This window comes from Kitasatospora sp. NPDC001175, assembly GCF_053598215.1.
The window spans coordinates 1-12,984 of sequence record NZ_JBSFJU010000116.1; the positions used below are offsets into that span (position 1 = coordinate 1).

General features: G+C 69.3%; 15 protein-coding genes and 3 pseudogenes. 10 read left to right on the forward strand and 8 right to left on the reverse strand.

All coding sequences use genetic code 11. From position 1 onward, the window contains the following. From ACWDAK_RS38675 to ACWDAK_RS38685, 3 genes and pseudogenes are all read left to right on the forward strand, one after another. On the forward strand, window positions 1-450 hold a 450-nt coding region (locus tag ACWDAK_RS38675; RefSeq protein ID WP_427396089.1), incomplete at its 5' end, for a transposase. A gap of 44 nt (window positions 451-494) precedes the next feature. Continuing rightward, window positions 495-698 (forward strand): annotated as a pseudogene (locus tag ACWDAK_RS38680) (SpoIIE family protein phosphatase); the annotation flags it as partial. A gap of 19 nt (window positions 699-717) precedes the next feature. Beyond that, window positions 718-1,140 carry a PP2C family protein-serine/threonine phosphatase gene (locus tag ACWDAK_RS38685; RefSeq protein WP_344641320.1) on the forward strand — a complete coding sequence of 141 codons (423 nt, stop codon included), beginning with the start codon at window positions 718-720 and terminating at the stop codon, window positions 1,138-1,140. A 168-nt stretch (window positions 1,141-1,308) separates the two neighbouring features. On the opposite strand, the gene ACWDAK_RS38690 is transcribed toward ACWDAK_RS38685, so the two are convergent. After that, window positions 1,309-2,316, reverse strand: a complete 1,008-nt coding sequence (locus ACWDAK_RS38690) for a helix-turn-helix transcriptional regulator (RefSeq protein WP_344641306.1) — start codon at window positions 2,314-2,316, stop codon at window positions 1,309-1,311. A 107-nt stretch (window positions 2,317-2,423) separates the two neighbouring features. Here ACWDAK_RS38690 and ACWDAK_RS38695 point away from each other — a divergent pair, with 107 nt between their 5' ends. The 3 genes from ACWDAK_RS38695 to ACWDAK_RS38705 all read left to right on the forward strand — a co-directional run bounded on the left by ACWDAK_RS38695 (window position 2,424) and on the right by ACWDAK_RS38705 (window position 4,932). Beyond that, a complete protein-coding gene (locus ACWDAK_RS38695) occupies window positions 2,424-3,002 on the forward strand; it encodes a TIGR03086 family metal-binding protein (RefSeq protein ID WP_427396090.1) in 579 nt (192 codons plus the stop codon). Between the two features lie 642 nt (window positions 3,003-3,644). Next, window positions 3,645-4,061, forward strand: a complete 417-nt coding sequence (locus ACWDAK_RS38700) for a hypothetical protein (protein WP_427396091.1) — start codon at window positions 3,645-3,647, stop codon at window positions 4,059-4,061. Between the two features lie 124 nt (window positions 4,062-4,185). Further along, window positions 4,186-4,932 (forward strand): hypothetical protein, encoded by a 747-nt coding sequence (locus ACWDAK_RS38705; protein WP_344641308.1) that lies wholly within the window; start codon window positions 4,186-4,188, stop codon window positions 4,930-4,932. Between the two features lie 645 nt (window positions 4,933-5,577). Here the strand turns inward: ACWDAK_RS38705 and ACWDAK_RS38710 are convergent. Next, on the reverse strand, window positions 5,578-6,126 hold the full coding sequence (locus ACWDAK_RS38710; RefSeq protein WP_425557878.1) for a GNAT family N-acetyltransferase: 549 nt from the start codon (window positions 6,124-6,126) through the stop codon (window positions 5,578-5,580). Window positions 6,127-6,440: 314 nt separating this feature from the next. Here ACWDAK_RS38710 and ACWDAK_RS38715 point away from each other — a divergent pair, with 314 nt between their 5' ends. After that, window positions 6,441-7,601 carry a hypothetical protein gene (locus ACWDAK_RS38715; RefSeq protein ID WP_427396092.1) on the forward strand — a complete coding sequence of 387 codons (1,161 nt, stop codon included), beginning with the start codon at window positions 6,441-6,443 and terminating at the stop codon, window positions 7,599-7,601. Between the two features lie 38 nt (window positions 7,602-7,639). Here ACWDAK_RS38715 and ACWDAK_RS38720 read toward each other — a convergent pair. Together ACWDAK_RS38720 and ACWDAK_RS38725 are read right to left on the reverse strand one after the other, a co-directional pair. Continuing rightward, window positions 7,640-7,927 (reverse strand): annotated as a pseudogene (locus ACWDAK_RS38720) (transposase); the annotation flags it as partial. A 132-nt stretch (window positions 7,928-8,059) separates the two neighbouring features. After that, entirely contained in the window at window positions 8,060-8,539 is a 480-nt protein-coding gene (locus ACWDAK_RS38725) for a Dabb family protein (RefSeq protein ID WP_427396093.1), read from the reverse strand. A 68-nt stretch (window positions 8,540-8,607) separates the two neighbouring features. Here ACWDAK_RS38725 and ACWDAK_RS38730 point away from each other — a divergent pair, with 68 nt between their 5' ends. Continuing rightward, a complete protein-coding gene (locus ACWDAK_RS38730; protein WP_344641315.1) occupies window positions 8,608-8,739 on the forward strand; it encodes a hypothetical protein in 132 nt (43 codons plus the stop codon). 224 nt (window positions 8,740-8,963) lie between these two features. On the opposite strand, the gene ACWDAK_RS38735 is transcribed toward ACWDAK_RS38730, so the two are convergent. Continuing rightward, window positions 8,964-9,401 (reverse strand): nucleoside deaminase, encoded by a 438-nt coding sequence (locus ACWDAK_RS38735; RefSeq protein WP_344641316.1) that lies wholly within the window; start codon window positions 9,399-9,401, stop codon window positions 8,964-8,966. Beyond that, a complete protein-coding gene (locus ACWDAK_RS38740; RefSeq protein ID WP_427396094.1) occupies window positions 9,398-10,216 on the reverse strand; it encodes an LLM class flavin-dependent oxidoreductase in 819 nt (272 codons plus the stop codon). Before ACWDAK_RS38740 ends, ACWDAK_RS38735 begins: the two co-directional genes overlap by 4 nt. Before the next feature lie 93 nt (window positions 10,217-10,309). Here ACWDAK_RS38740 and ACWDAK_RS38745 point away from each other — a divergent pair, with 93 nt between their 5' ends. Further along, entirely contained in the window at window positions 10,310-10,756 is a 447-nt protein-coding gene (locus tag ACWDAK_RS38745) for an Lrp/AsnC family transcriptional regulator (protein ID WP_427396095.1), read from the forward strand. A gap of 261 nt (window positions 10,757-11,017) precedes the next feature. Here the strand turns inward: ACWDAK_RS38745 and ACWDAK_RS38750 are convergent, their stop codons facing one another. After that, the gene (locus ACWDAK_RS38750) at window positions 11,018-11,326 is read right to left on the reverse strand and encodes a hypothetical protein (RefSeq protein ID WP_344641319.1); all 309 of its coding nucleotides are present in this window, start codon (window positions 11,324-11,326) and stop codon (window positions 11,018-11,020) included. A 208-nt stretch (window positions 11,327-11,534) separates the two neighbouring features. Next, window positions 11,535-11,867 carry a hypothetical protein gene (locus ACWDAK_RS38755; protein WP_449806560.1) on the reverse strand — a complete coding sequence of 111 codons (333 nt, stop codon included), beginning with the start codon at window positions 11,865-11,867 and terminating at the stop codon, window positions 11,535-11,537. 563 nt (window positions 11,868-12,430) lie between these two features. Between ACWDAK_RS38755 and ACWDAK_RS38760 the strand changes: the two are divergent. Further along, a pseudogene (locus ACWDAK_RS38760) lies at window positions 12,431-12,984 on the forward strand (histidine kinase); the annotation flags it as partial.

Below are 12,984 nucleotides of genomic sequence, written 5' to 3' on the forward strand. Positions count from 1 at the left end.
GGCTGCTACTCGATCGGCGACGACACCCTGTGGGGCGTCAACCACCGCCGCAAGGGCACCGCGAACACCCTGGCCGCACTCAGGTCAATCCGGGCTGCCCGCCCGGACGGCGCCCCGGTCTACGTGATCCTGGACAACCTCTCCGCCCACAACGGCAAGAAGGTCCTCCGCTGGGCGAAGAACAACAACGTCCACCTGTGCTTCACCCCGACGAACGCCTCCTGGGCGAACCCGATCGAGGCGCACTTCGGACCGCTGCGGCAGTTCACGCTGGCGAACTCGAACCACCCGAACCACACGGTCCAGACCCGCGCACTGCACGCTTACCTGCGGTGGCGCAACACCAACGCCCGCCACCCTGACGTTCTGGCCGCCCAACGCCGCGAACGCGCCCGCATCCGCAGCGAGAAAGGAATCCGCTGGGGCGGCAGACCCGCCCTCGCCGCCTGATCAAGCAACCCGGCGAACCTATGCGGTCACGGCACTAGCGGGAGTTGCGTGGATGCCGCCCTGGCTCTCGCGGGCTGCCGCGCCACCCGTTACACCGAGGCACCCTCACCGACATCGCCGAGGTCGGCGATGACGCCCTCACCCGCTGGATCCCCGAGCGGCTGCTCACCGGCACCTTCGCCCACCTCGACCTGCTGAGCGGCACGTGCCGCTGGGTGAACTGCGGTCACCCGCCGCCGCCGCTGATCCGAGGCAACCACATCGTTCCTGCCGCCTCCCGTCCGCACTCCCGAGCTTCCCCTGGGCCTGGGCCCGGGCTATCCCCGCCCGACGGCTGTGACCCATCGCGCCCAGCTCGAGCCCGGCGACCGCATCCTGATCCACACCGAGGGTGTCACCGAGGGCCGCTCCCGCACCGGGGAGATGTTCGGCGAAGCCCGGCTCGTGGACACCATCGTCCACGCCACTATTGCAGGGGAACCCGCCCCCGAGGCCCTACGCCGCCTGATCCGCACCATCCTCGAGCACCAGGACCAGCGCCTGACCGACGATGCCACCCACCATCCTCCTGCTCGAATGGCGCCCTGCGCCCGGCACGGCGTACCCGCCGACCGTTCCCGAGACCCGCCTCGGGCGGGGGCGGCGGGCGTGATGCCACTCCTGTCCCTGTCCGATGTCTACCCTGCCTGAACTGCGCGACCGGTCCTCAGGAGACGGCCGCGATCTGCGCCGACGGCCGGATCGCCAGGATGAGCGAAAACCTGGGCAACAATTGTCCGAATTGCGGTGGAAGGGTGACCAGCGCTGTTTCGTTCTCCCGTCCCCGTTCTGGCCGACCTTGCGGTGTGTCCGGCTGCTCTACGGGTCAGTAGTCCGAACCCCTGACGGGCGGATCCTGACCGGGTGAAAATCGGCGGCGTACAGCGCGACCACTTCGGCCGCGGCCGCGGCCAGTTCGGCCCGGGCCTCCGGCGGGGACAGCACCTCAACATCCGCTCCGAACGGGAGCAGCGCCCGGACCGCCTGTACGGCGCGGAAGCCCAGCTCCACCTCCACGGACTCGCCGTCCAGATCCTCCGGACCGGCGGCCAGGTTCACCACGTGGATCCGCAGAAAGGTGTCCAGCCGGTGTCGCCGGACCCGGCAGCGGACCAGGATCTCCTGCGGCAGCCGCTCGACCTGGTCGCGGAGCACGGTCCAGACCTCGGCAAGGCTCAGCCCGGGCCGGCGGCGGACCGGCTCGTCGTCGACCGAGGCCGCCTGCACCCGGTCAGACCGGAACAGCCGGGCCTCGCCGTCCCGGTCGGCCACCAGGTACCAGACGCCGGCCTTGCTCACCAGGCCGTACGGATCGACGATGTACTCCCTGGACTCGCTCTCGCCACTGTGGCGGTACGTCAGGCGCAGCCGACGGTCGGCGAACACCGCCCGCTGCAGCTCGCCGAGCTCCACCTCGGCGGCGCCACCCCGCATCCAGCGAGCCGGGTCGACCAGGATGCGCTCGCTGGTGCGTTCGGCCGCCGGGCGGTGCGGCGCGGGTAGGGCGGCCATCACCTTGCGCAACGCCGAGCCGATCGCCGCACCGAGCCCCAACGCGTCATGCGTGCCGTCGGCCGCGAGCACGAACAGAGCCCGGGCCTCGTCACCGGTCAGGCCCGTGACGTCGGTGCGGTAGCCGGGCAGCAGGCGGATGCCGCCCAGGCGGCCGCGCTCGGCCCAGACCGGAACGCCGGCCGCCGACAGCGCCTCGACATCCCGGTAGATCGTCCGGACGGACACCTCCAGCCGCTCGGCGAGTTCGGTGGCCGGGACCTGGCCCCGGGTCTGGAGCAGCAGCAGGATCGAGAGCAACCGGTCGGCTTTCACGGAAGTCAGCCTAAAACCTGACAGCAGATGTCCGGTATTCCTAGGAGAGTGTCCGTCACAAGGCCGCCCGGAACCGCGCCGGGGCCACTGACCGAGGAGTTCTCCCGATGGATGCCGCCTTCGACCCCCGCCCCCTGTTCCTTCGCTCGCTCGGCCAGTTGGAGAAGCTGCTCACCTCGCTCGCTCCCGCACACCTCGAGAAGCCGACACCCTGTCAGGAGTACAACCTGCGCATGCTGCTGAGCCACACCATCGGCGCGATCCACCGGATCGCGTACATCGGCGAGGGCGGCCGGGGCATGGACCTGCCCGCGCAGGTCGGCGAGGTCGCCGACACCGACTGGACGGGTGCGGCCGCCCGGGTCCGGGCCCGCGCCACCGCCGCCTGGGCCGAGGACGCCAAGCTGGACCGGGAGGTCGAGGTGCCCTGGGGCCTGGCCACGGGTCGGATCGCGCTGAGCGGCTACGTGATGGAGACGGTCACCCACAGCTGGGACATCGCCCAGGTGATCGCCCCCGAGGCCGAGCTCGACGAGGAGCTGGCGCTGGCTGCACTGGGCATCGCCCAGCAAGTGCTGCCAGCCGACCGGCGCGGCCCCGAGGTTCCGTTCGGCGCCGTACAACCGATGCCGGCCGACGCCGACGCCTACACCCGGCTGGCGGGCTGGCTCGGACGCAGCCTCTGACGGGCCGGCCGGAGGGCGGGCGGAGCATGGCACGTCGCCCGCCTCCCGGCATTGCCGATCTCGTCAAAGGATCATTCGCACATCAGGAGAGAGGCGAGCGGAATCCTGCCGGCCAACCTCCCGTATGCCAGGTCGGGCTGCTCCTGGTGGCGCAGGTGAGGGCGTCCGGCTGAGCGGTCGTCTGCTCGTCGCCCGCGCCGGGGCGGTGGAGTTAGACGAGGACACCGGCGATCACCGGCGCCGGTGCTCGCCGGTGCCTGCGGTTGCGGCCGGGCAGGGTGGCGCGGCAGCCCGCACCGACTGGGAGTCGACGGTCCCCGTCGTCGGCTCCGGATCCCGCCCGGCCGCCTCGCGAGCCTGCCCGGGCAGCCGGTCGTGCAGCCCCTTGATCAGACCGGCATTCCGTCAGCGTCGGTAGAACGCCTAGATGCGGTCCCAGGCGGGGAAGTCGACGGGCATCGCCCTCCAGGCGAGGCCGCTGGCGACCAGGAAGCGGATTGCGTCGATTGTTCAATGCCACGAAGTTAAGGGTCCGTTGGCGATGTCAAGGCGTCGGGGAGGGAGATCTTGTCTGTTGTAGCGTAAGGTTCCGCACTTGACGATGTGGGTGGACAGTCGCATCCGGCGCCCGGGAAGCAGCGCGTGCAGGACGCGAGCACCGATGTCGAGTATCTTCCGGTGACAGTAGCCCTCCGGCTGCCCGCCCTTGCCCTCCAACCACCCGTCGAACGGGTGATCGCGTTCGGTGTAGGGCATGAGAGCGGTCGCCTCGGCGGACACCGGCGACCGCGCCGCAGCCTGCTTGCCCAGGTGGCTGACACGCACCACCTGTCGGAGCTGGTCCGGGCCGACGACGCCTACACCGGCAGCCTCATCGAGCCCTGCTTCACCGCGCCGGCAATGGTGTTGGCGATCATCAAGCGCAGTGACGACCAGACGGGGTTCGTCGGTTTGCCGAAACGCTGGATCGTCGCGCGGTTCTTCGGGCACCTGATGCGCCCCCGCCGCCTGGTGCGCGACTTCGATACGCCCGGAAATACAACAGCTTCTGACACCTAATGAGCCCGCCGCGCGGGTCGGGCGGGGTGGACAGCACGTTCGTGGTCAGTCTGAATGGGCATCCACGTCAGAGGCACCGCCGTGGGACGGCCGCCGGCGGCCGGGAAGGCGGACGGTTAGCAGTTTGGCGCGGGGGGCCAGGCGCCTGGTCATCGCGAACAGGGCCTCGGTGCGGGAGCTGTCGCTGTCGATGATGCTGAAGAAGTTGACGCCGAGGTACATGGTGGGTGCCGGTGACGTGGACGTCACCACCGCCTTCGCCGCCTCCTATCTGCGTCTCCCCGCCGATCAGAAACGCATGTTCCGACTGCTCGGGCTGCACCCGGGAGCGGACTTCGACAGCTACGGCGCCGCCGCTCTGTACGGCACGGAGCCCGACGAGGCCGAGCGCCTGCTGGAGGCCCTCCTCGATGGCCATCTGCTCGAAGACCGCGGAGCCAATCGGTACGCCTTCCACGACCTGCTCCGCGTGCACGCACGTACCACCGCCAATGCCGTCGAGTCGCCCGACGCCCGGCGCCTCGCGCTGAACCGGCTGCTCGACTACTACCTGGCGACCTCCACCGCCGCGGCCGACCTGATCACCGCGGGCCGCCAACGCCCCGACGGAAAGGCACACCGGCCGGACGGAGTGGCACGCCCGCCCCGTGAGGGGCCCCGACTGGCCGCAGCGGCGGACGCCGTCGCCTGGATGGCCGCCGAACACCGGGCCTTGCTCGCAGCCGCCGCACTCTCCGCGGAGTACCAACTGGCCAATCACACCCATCAGCTCTCACGGAACCTGGCCCCATACCTCACGATGGACAGTCACATCGAAGACACCGGAAACCTTCGCGAGCCGGCCACACGGGTCACCGAAACTGCGCGATAGCCGGCCAAACTCTCGCTGGCCCACGATGCCGCGCATTGCTTCCAACCGGGTAAGCGGACGAGCATCTCAAGATCCGTCCGAAGTGCTGCCATGCCCGTGAATCGTCCCCTGGCCCACCTCAACCCCGCCGGACCGACTGGCAGACGGACGACTGGCGCTCTGGGGCCAGCATCCCGCAACGCTCCACCAACCGTCCGGGATCATCCGGAGTCGTCCGAAACGCTGGCTGGCAGCAATACCGGATGGCGAGGATGTTCACACGGCCCCCGGAGCGAACGGAAGGGCCGTCAAAGCAGCAAGGGCCAACGTCCGCGGACCCGGGCGTGCAGGAGGCATCCCGCTCCAGCCCGACAAACGTCCCGGGCCGGTACCGAGCGACACGTCATCACCCATTCCGGGGGCCGCACAGGGGTGGCTCAGCTGTGCCGGGAAGCGCTCGACACCTGGGACACCTGCGAGACGCTGCCGCAGCCGTTCCAGGCGGTCGCCACTGCCGCAGCGGAGTCGCCTGGTGCCGGCCGCGAGCGCGGTTCGGAGGTGGCAGCAGCGGCGCGATCACTGCCCACGTGGCGTCAGAAATCTCCCCATGCCTCACGACCCGACCAACGATCTGGTGATCGGAAAGAGGCTCCCTGGTCTCTGGGCCTATCCAGCCTGCCGGAGTTCCTTCTCCAATAGTGTGAAGGACTTCGGCGCCCCGCCCGGCTGAGGCTTGCCCTCCTTGCGGCCCACGACGCGGTAACCGGCGTCCCGGTAGTAGGCGTTGAGCCGTGCATTGTCAGCCAAGCAGTCCAAGCGCACGCACGTCCGTCCCGCCGCGGCCACTCGGCGTTCCGCGGCCCTCAGCAGCAGCCGCCCCGTCCCGGGCGCGGCGGTACCACGATCAACCATGAGCCGGTGCACGTATCCGGCCACGGGCGGCTGCGAGCCCCATGCGGCCTCGTCCTCCCACCACAGCTCCCATACGCCAGCGATGCGCCCGCCGGCCTCCGCGAGCCAGACCTCGCCCTGCGCCATGACCTGGCGGAAGTGGCCCTCGGCCAGCTCCCCCGGCCGCCACTGGCCGGTGATGCCGCGGGCCAGCATCCAGCGGGCCGCGTCGTCGCGGAGGCGGACGAGACTCGCCAGATCGGCCTCAGTGGCCGGGCGAACGCGTAGATCATTCACCCGGTGATCTTCGCAGATCTGTCCCATGACGGCCTCTGTCGGACCTGCTACTGCTCGCAACTAGTGATCGACAGGAAGACCATCGCTTCCCCCGCCACCACCCGCCACCGCCGGAAATCCCCGCTCGCGTTCCCGGCGGCTACGTGCTAACAGCGTCGCGCAGAATCAGACGCGGGTTCTGGGCCTGAAGCCGGCCCAGCTGATCGAGCAGAGCCACTAGAGGCTTTCGCTTGAGGGGATGTACATTCAACATGCTTACTTCTCAAGCAAGTTGGAAGTCCCTGAACGTGCCTGCGCGGCGCAAGGGCGCCGCCATCCTCAGGAGAGCGGGAGAGCGCCCCATGAGCAACAGGTACCTCTGCGTCGCTGTCCTCGCCGCTACGGCGCTCACCCTGGGTGCCGTCAGTACCCCGGCTGACGCCACGTCTCGTGGCAGCGAGCCGCACACGGCCGCCACACCCGGGCACGGCGGCCACGGGCGGCTCGCAGTGTGGGCCTCCTCGCACACCATGACGATCTGGACCCCGCAAATGTGGCAGACCCTGGCGCGCAACCGTGTCGCCCTGTTCGTCCAGGTGAACGACGGGGACTACCGTCCCCACGCCGACACCTGGGCCACGGACATCATCAGCGAGGCCAACCGCCGGGCGTTGCCGGTCACCATTTGGACGGGCGGAAACGACACCGCCAGCGCGCAGACTCAGGTCGAGGCCGACGAAATCCACGCCTGGCTCGACGCCAACCGGCTGCACGCCCAGGGCATCGTCATCGACGACGAGGGCACCGCGCAGACCATGGCCCTGGTCGGCAAGGCCATGGCCGGCGACCAGAACGCCGAGCAACAACTGCTGAGCGCCAACATCGATCCAGCCCAGCAGTGCCAGGCCATCACCGCCGACAAGGCCCTGATCAAGCACGCCCATCGGGAGGGCCTCGCCCTCGACGAAACCGCGATGCCACAGTCGCTGGACGATCTCGACGCGGGCACCCTGGCTCTGCAGGACACCCTCAACGCGACCAGCAACCCGCCCGCGACCTGGGACGCCAACTACTTCCAGGCATACCGCTCCGACTTCAGCACCGACTTCGGTACCACCATCAGCAGCGGCCTGATCACCTCGTACTACGAGTCCGCGCACCAACACCTCGGCGACGCGGGCGAGCTGACCATCGGCGTCGCCGGCCTCGCCCCATACGCCACACTGGCGCCGCTGGTGCACGACGTACGGTTGCTGGCGACGCTCGGCCAGAAGACCATTCCGATCTTCTCGCTGGAGCAGATCGTCGCGACCTACGGCCCGGAATCGATCAACTCCCTGGCAGCGGCCGCGCACGAGCCACTGGCGACGGTCGACCAGCCCAGTGCCGCCGACCTACACGCCCGAGCCACGTATCAGCAACTGGCCAAAGAGGTCGCCGCCCTCACCCCTCAAACCACCCGAACCCGCGACGGCGTTCCCCAGCAGGCCAACAACTACCCGAACACGAGCTGCGCCGCGTGATGGGAGCGTGTCAGCGATCTCCAGCAAGTGCTCTGGGGTTATTGGATGCTGAGCCGGTCCTCGAAGAAGAGTGAGAACTGGTTCAGCGCCTCCTTCCAGTGTGCGGCGACACGGTTGATGTCGCGTGCCCCGGGGGTGATCTGCTCGCGAACGGCGAGGTATAGCACCTTCAACGCGGCCTGCTCCGACTGGAAATGGCCGCGGTTGCCGGCGGCCTTCCGCAGCCGGGAGTTGGTCTACTCGACCATGTTCGTCGAGTAGACCTTCGTGGTCGTGGCGGTGGCATGCGAGGGACTCGACCAAGTGCTCGCCCCCGCCGGGGGCCGGCGAGGGGTCGCCGGCGGGCAAGGCCGTGATCGACTGCACCGACGCGGTGGACTGCGCTTCCGGTCTGCTCAAGCCACCCACCGGGTCGGCGATACAGCACATCGCCGAGCGAGCCGTAGGCAGCCACGTGGTCAAGGCGCTGCACCTGTTCGCGGGGCGAGCTGGCTGACGCCGACGCCGGCGGGACAACCGAAGCGGACCGTGGCGAGGTGCGGCGACACGATGCGGCGCTCGGCATCGCCGCCGGGCTGATTCGCGACCTCGGTGGCGTGCCCGCCGCGATAGGCGGACTGGAGCACGCCCACTGCCAGCGTGGGCGTCATGTCGTCGGACAGGTCAGGGCCGATGGCGAGCCTGGCCAGGTGCGGCATGATCTCCGGATCGCCGGTCAGGTGGACCGGGTCGTGCATGTAGCGCCGCAGGGCCGGCAGGTCCGCGATTCCCACGCAGTAGGCGTGGGTGAAGCCGTCGGTGTCGTCGAGGCTCTGGCCCACCGTCGAAAACGACACCGACTCCACCGAGGCCGTGCGCCGCATCACCGCGAGCACGTGCTCGCGCTCCTCCTCGGTCGCGGTCTCCTTGAACGAGAAACGCAGCATGTGGACGATCATGTCCGCCCCGCTCCTTTCAGGTTTGACTGAACCAATCGGTTCAGAAGTTCGGTCCAGCTGGTTCAGCATTGGCCGCCGAGCACTTCCTCGTCCTGCTCACCGGCCCACTGGAGTACCGGCCCGGCGCCGACCCGGATGCGATCGCGGACGCGGCCGTGGAGTTTCTCCTGCGCGCCTACGGGGCGGACCGCGCTTACTGATTTCGGCGTTTCGAGGTGATTGGCTTGTTCGTGTAGCTGACTGACAGTCATTTGCGCGCTATGCGGTTGGTATGCGCTATGCGGATGGGGGCGGGCTGGCGGCGAAGGCACGTCAGTGCCGCGAGGCGGTGCGGCTGGAGGCAGCCGCGTTGTTCGACGAGGCGTCCCGCCGAGGGAGGGTGCCCGCCGGTCGCGGGTGACCCCCACACCACCGCGCCGTTGCTTCAGCTTGGTCGGTAGTAGGCGTCGATGGGGGCGCGTGCCTCGTCGAAGAGGGCCGGGCCGTGCTGCGTCACCGTCGGCCAGTCGCCCGACTGCGGGTTGAGTTCGACGAGTTGTTCGGTGGAGAGCGCGTAGACGACTCGGCCGATGCCGGAGCGCGCGATGCCGCCGGCGCACATTCCGCACGGCTGGCAACTGGTGTACAGCGTGGTGCCCGCGGCCGTGTCCGGGTCGAGTTCGCGGGCCGCCCAGCGGGCCAGCTTCAGTTCCGGGTGGGCCGTGATGTCGTTGTCGCGCCGCACTGTGTTGTGGGCCTCGGCGAGGATCGTGCCGTCCGGGCCGGCCAGGAGGGAGCCGTACGGTGCGTCGCCCTGGGCGACGGCGTGGGCCGCGATGTCGATCGCGCGGCGCAGGAGCGTCTGGTCGGCTGTGATGGTCATGATGCTGTCCTCCATTGGGAGGCCACCTCGGTGAGCGCCTGCCAGGCCGTGTGGGGCCGGCGGGTCTCCTTCGGATCTCCGTGGTAGGGGTCGAGTACGACGGTGTCGGCGCCGAGCAGGCGGAGCTGGTCGAGGTCGCCGAGGATCTGCTCGATGGTGCCGACGCCGGCAGGCCGTTCGGGGTCGTCGACCGGGGCGGTGGTCAGCCGCAGGGCGATGCGGGGCGCGAACGCCGGCAGCGAGTGGTCCGTCAGGACCGCGCGCATCCGGGCCAGGGAGAGCCGCAGCGGGTGCCAGGCATCCCCGAACCTGGCGGCACGGCGGAGCGCCGCCGCACTGTGACCGCCGACCCAGACGGGGATCGGTGCGGTGCCGTCCTCGGCCTCCGTGCGCCAGGTGTCCCGCAGGGTGGCCAGGTACTCGTCGGTCAGCCGGCCACGCCCGGTGTACGGCACGCCGAGTGCGTCGAACTCCTGCCGGGCCCAGCCGACGCCCACCCCGAGCACGAGCCGGCCGCCGCTGAGCCGGTTGAGGTTGGTGGCCATCCGTGCCACCAACAGCGGATGCCGGTACGGGAGGATCAGCACCGTTGTGCCGAGCCGCACTCTGGTCGTGACGCCAGCGAGCCAGGACAGCGTGGTGAACGGCTCGTAGAACGGTTCCGGGTACCGCTCGGCCACGTCCGGGGTGACGACCACGTGATCCGACACCATGAGGAGGCCGTAGCCGAGCCCCTCCGTGACCCGTGCCCAGTCGCGCAGCACGCCGGGATCTGTACCGGGCCCGAAGTTCGGTAGGTTGACGCCAAGTTGCATGATCCGAGGCTATCCCGGCAATCACGGGGTGCGGAACCGAATCTTCCCGGCGATAGCAGAGTTCTTCCGTTGTTCTACCGGTAGAATCGCGATATGACCATGAATCTTGATGAAATCGACTGGGCGATCATCGAGCAGCTGCAACGGGAAGCTCGCATCTCCCTCAGCGAGCTGGGGCGGCGCGTGAAACTCAGTTCGTCGGCCACCACGGAACGGGTGCGGAATCTGGAGTCGTGGGGCGTCATCACCGGCTACCACGCCGTGGTGGACCTGGCCAAGGTCGGCTACCCCGTGCTCGCCGTCGTCCGGCTGAAGTACCCGGGCAACCGCCACCAGCCGCTGCGCCAGCTGCTCGCCGAGCGGCGGGAGATCCTGGAGTGCCTCCGCACCACCGGCGACGACTGCTACACCCTGAAGGTGGCCGCGACCTCCATGGAGCAACTGGAGACGCTCGTGGACGAGTTGGCCGGCTTCGGCAGCACGACCACGAGCGTCGTCTACAGCCAAACGCTGCCCTATCGCGGACCCAACCACCCTTGACCAACAGCCGTCGCCGCAGCCCCGCAGATCGGCAGTGGAGCGCCATCGCGGTTCGGGCGCACCACGGCGGACAAAATTCGCCAATTCGCCAAGTCCGCATCAGCACCCTGGAGCTCAACCGCCCCAGCCCCCGACTCAGCAGACATCACCCTGGTGGGCCGACACCAGTAACGGGGATCATCCTTCCCAGGTCCACCACACGCGAGTCGGTAGCCGCGTTGGTGGGTCGCGCCGGGCGATCCGTGGTGGGGGTCCGGCTGCTCATCCCGCGGCGATCCCCGCCACTGCGAGCGTGGCCACCAGTAGCAGGAAGAGCCCCTGGAGCACGGGCGTGACCCGGTAGCCGCGCCAGTACGTGGTCAGCAGCGCCGTCAGGGGCACTGCGATCAGCGCGGCCAGCATCAGGGTCGCGACGATGGCGACGGCGAGGACGCTCGGCGGGTCGCCGCCGTCCTCTGCGCCCAGGGAGTAACCGACGAAGGCGACGGCCGCCGCCGGGAGCATGACGAGCTCCAACAGGAGCAGCCAGGCGGTGTGCAGCAGATCCCTCGCCAGGGACGGTCGCGTCATGGCGGACATTCTGTCCGAGTGCTCGTACGGGGCACGAGCAGGGGGTCGTCCAGGGAGACCCGCACCGAGTGTGTCCGCAGCGTGGCCGATCTCGGGCGGTATTGCCATCATGGCGCTCCTCGCGTCGGTGGTCACCGCCCTGCTGGCGCGAACCCGCATGGAAGCCTGCGGGTCTCACCGGCTTTCCTATCAAGATCGGCTCGTGCGGTCATCCGGTAGTGAGAACCGGCGCCGCGGACGGGCTTCCTGAACGTAGAGCTTGACGCGCTGGAAGGGCCGGCGACGACGTGGCTTCCGCCGCCTCTCCGAAGGTGACCTCTCCGGCCTTCCCGACGGCCGTCAGCAGCTGGTGCTGGAGCTGCATGGGGTCCTGCAGCGGGTGGTGCTGGGATGGCAGGAAGTCCAGAACGCTGTGGGCGTGCGGGCGCCATCCGGCCACCACCGAGTACTGCCAGCCGCGGGCCTCTGCCACGTGCTGGGCCGCCGCGAACTTCAGGGCATCCCGCGGTTCGATCAGCAGCTCGGGCCGGACGTCGAACAACCGCCGGCGCCGCCCGGCAGTACCGCCAGGAAGTCCGGGGCGTGCCGACTTGCCTCCTCCCTCGTGCTCGAAGTCCAGCTCGACCGGCTGGCTCAGCACGTCAGCGACGCGGACGAAGCCCAACGCGAGCAGCAGACGTTGCTCCTCCAGGGACTCGAAGCCTCGAAGCCGTGGTGGTGGCCCGTGGAGACCATGAACTGCAGCCCTGACCGGTGCCCGTGCCCCGCCCTTCAGGTGAACCGGCGAACCGGTGACGACGGGCCGATCGGCACCGACCCGAGCTCGCTCACCGGCCACGCGACGGCCCCTTCGCCGACCTGCCAGAAGAAGCCTCCTTCGCGGTGGTCGGGGCTGACGAAGCCGTGGCAACGGCTTGGAGCATGCACATCTTTGGGCGGGGTGGCAGCGTGGAGGAGTCAAGACCCGGATGCGTGGGAGCGGGCTGGATGCACAGAGTGGACAGCCATGTCCTTGGGGACACGGAACCGGGCGGACCGAGGGAATGCCGGTCCGCCTGGGATGGGCTGCGTTCGCGGCTGAGGGTGCGCAGTGTCGCGGGGCAGGTGTTCCTGTGGCTGCTGGTCGTGGTGGTGCTGCTGGTAGCCGCGGCGTTGACGGCGCTCATCTTGCAGGCCCGGAACTACGCCACGAGTGACGCCGAACACCGCACGCATGCCGCAGCCATCATCTTGGCGCACTATCCCGGGGCGGCTGCCGCTCTGGACAGCGCCAATCCCACTGCGGCGCTGCAGCCACTGGCCGTGGACGTGAGGAACCGCGGCGGCTTCGACTACATCGTGGTTTTCGGCATCAACGGGATCCGCTATGCCTCCACCGACTATCCCGAGCTGATCGGAAAATATGTCTACGGCATTCACTGGGAAGCCCTGAAGGGGCCGATCAGCCTGGTCGAGAACACACCGATGGGAGTCCACGTGGACACCACCGCGCCGGTCACCAGGCCGGACGGTTCGGTCGCCGGCCTGATCCAGGTCGGCTACTACGTCCAGAACACAGCCGGCGCGGTGAGCCGGCAGCTGCCGGTTCTGCTGGGTGGCGCGGCGGCCGCGCTCGCCGTGGGCACGGGTGGGGCGGCGCTGGTGCGGCGGCGGCTGCG

What these genes read in the sequence shown, in the direction of transcription:
- ACWDAK_RS38725 (WP_427396093.1), bottom strand. Translation starts at nt 8,539, where the DNA reads ATGATCGTCCACATGCTGCGTTTCTCGTTCAAGGAGACCGCGACCGAG.
- ACWDAK_RS38740 (WP_427396094.1), bottom strand. Translation starts at nt 10,216, where the DNA reads ATGCAACTTGGCGTCAACCTACCGAACTTCGGGCCCGGTACAGATCCC.
- ACWDAK_RS38750 (WP_344641319.1), bottom strand. Translation starts at nt 11,326, where the DNA reads ATGACGCGACCGTCCCTGGCGAGGGATCTGCTGCACACCGCCTGGCTG.
- ACWDAK_RS38695 (WP_427396090.1), top strand. Translation starts at nt 2,424, where the DNA reads ATGGATGCCGCCTTCGACCCCCGCCCCCTGTTCCTTCGCTCGCTCGGC.
- ACWDAK_RS38735 (WP_344641316.1), bottom strand. Translation starts at nt 9,401, where the DNA reads ATGACCATCACAGCCGACCAGACGCTCCTGCGCCGCGCGATCGACATC.
- ACWDAK_RS38710 (WP_425557878.1), bottom strand. Translation starts at nt 6,126, where the DNA reads ATGGGACAGATCTGCGAAGATCACCGGGTGAATGATCTACGCGTTCGC.
- ACWDAK_RS38745 (WP_427396095.1), top strand. Translation starts at nt 10,310, where the DNA reads ATGACCATGAATCTTGATGAAATCGACTGGGCGATCATCGAGCAGCTG.
- ACWDAK_RS38715 (WP_427396092.1), top strand. Translation starts at nt 6,441, where the DNA reads ATGAGCAACAGGTACCTCTGCGTCGCTGTCCTCGCCGCTACGGCGCTC.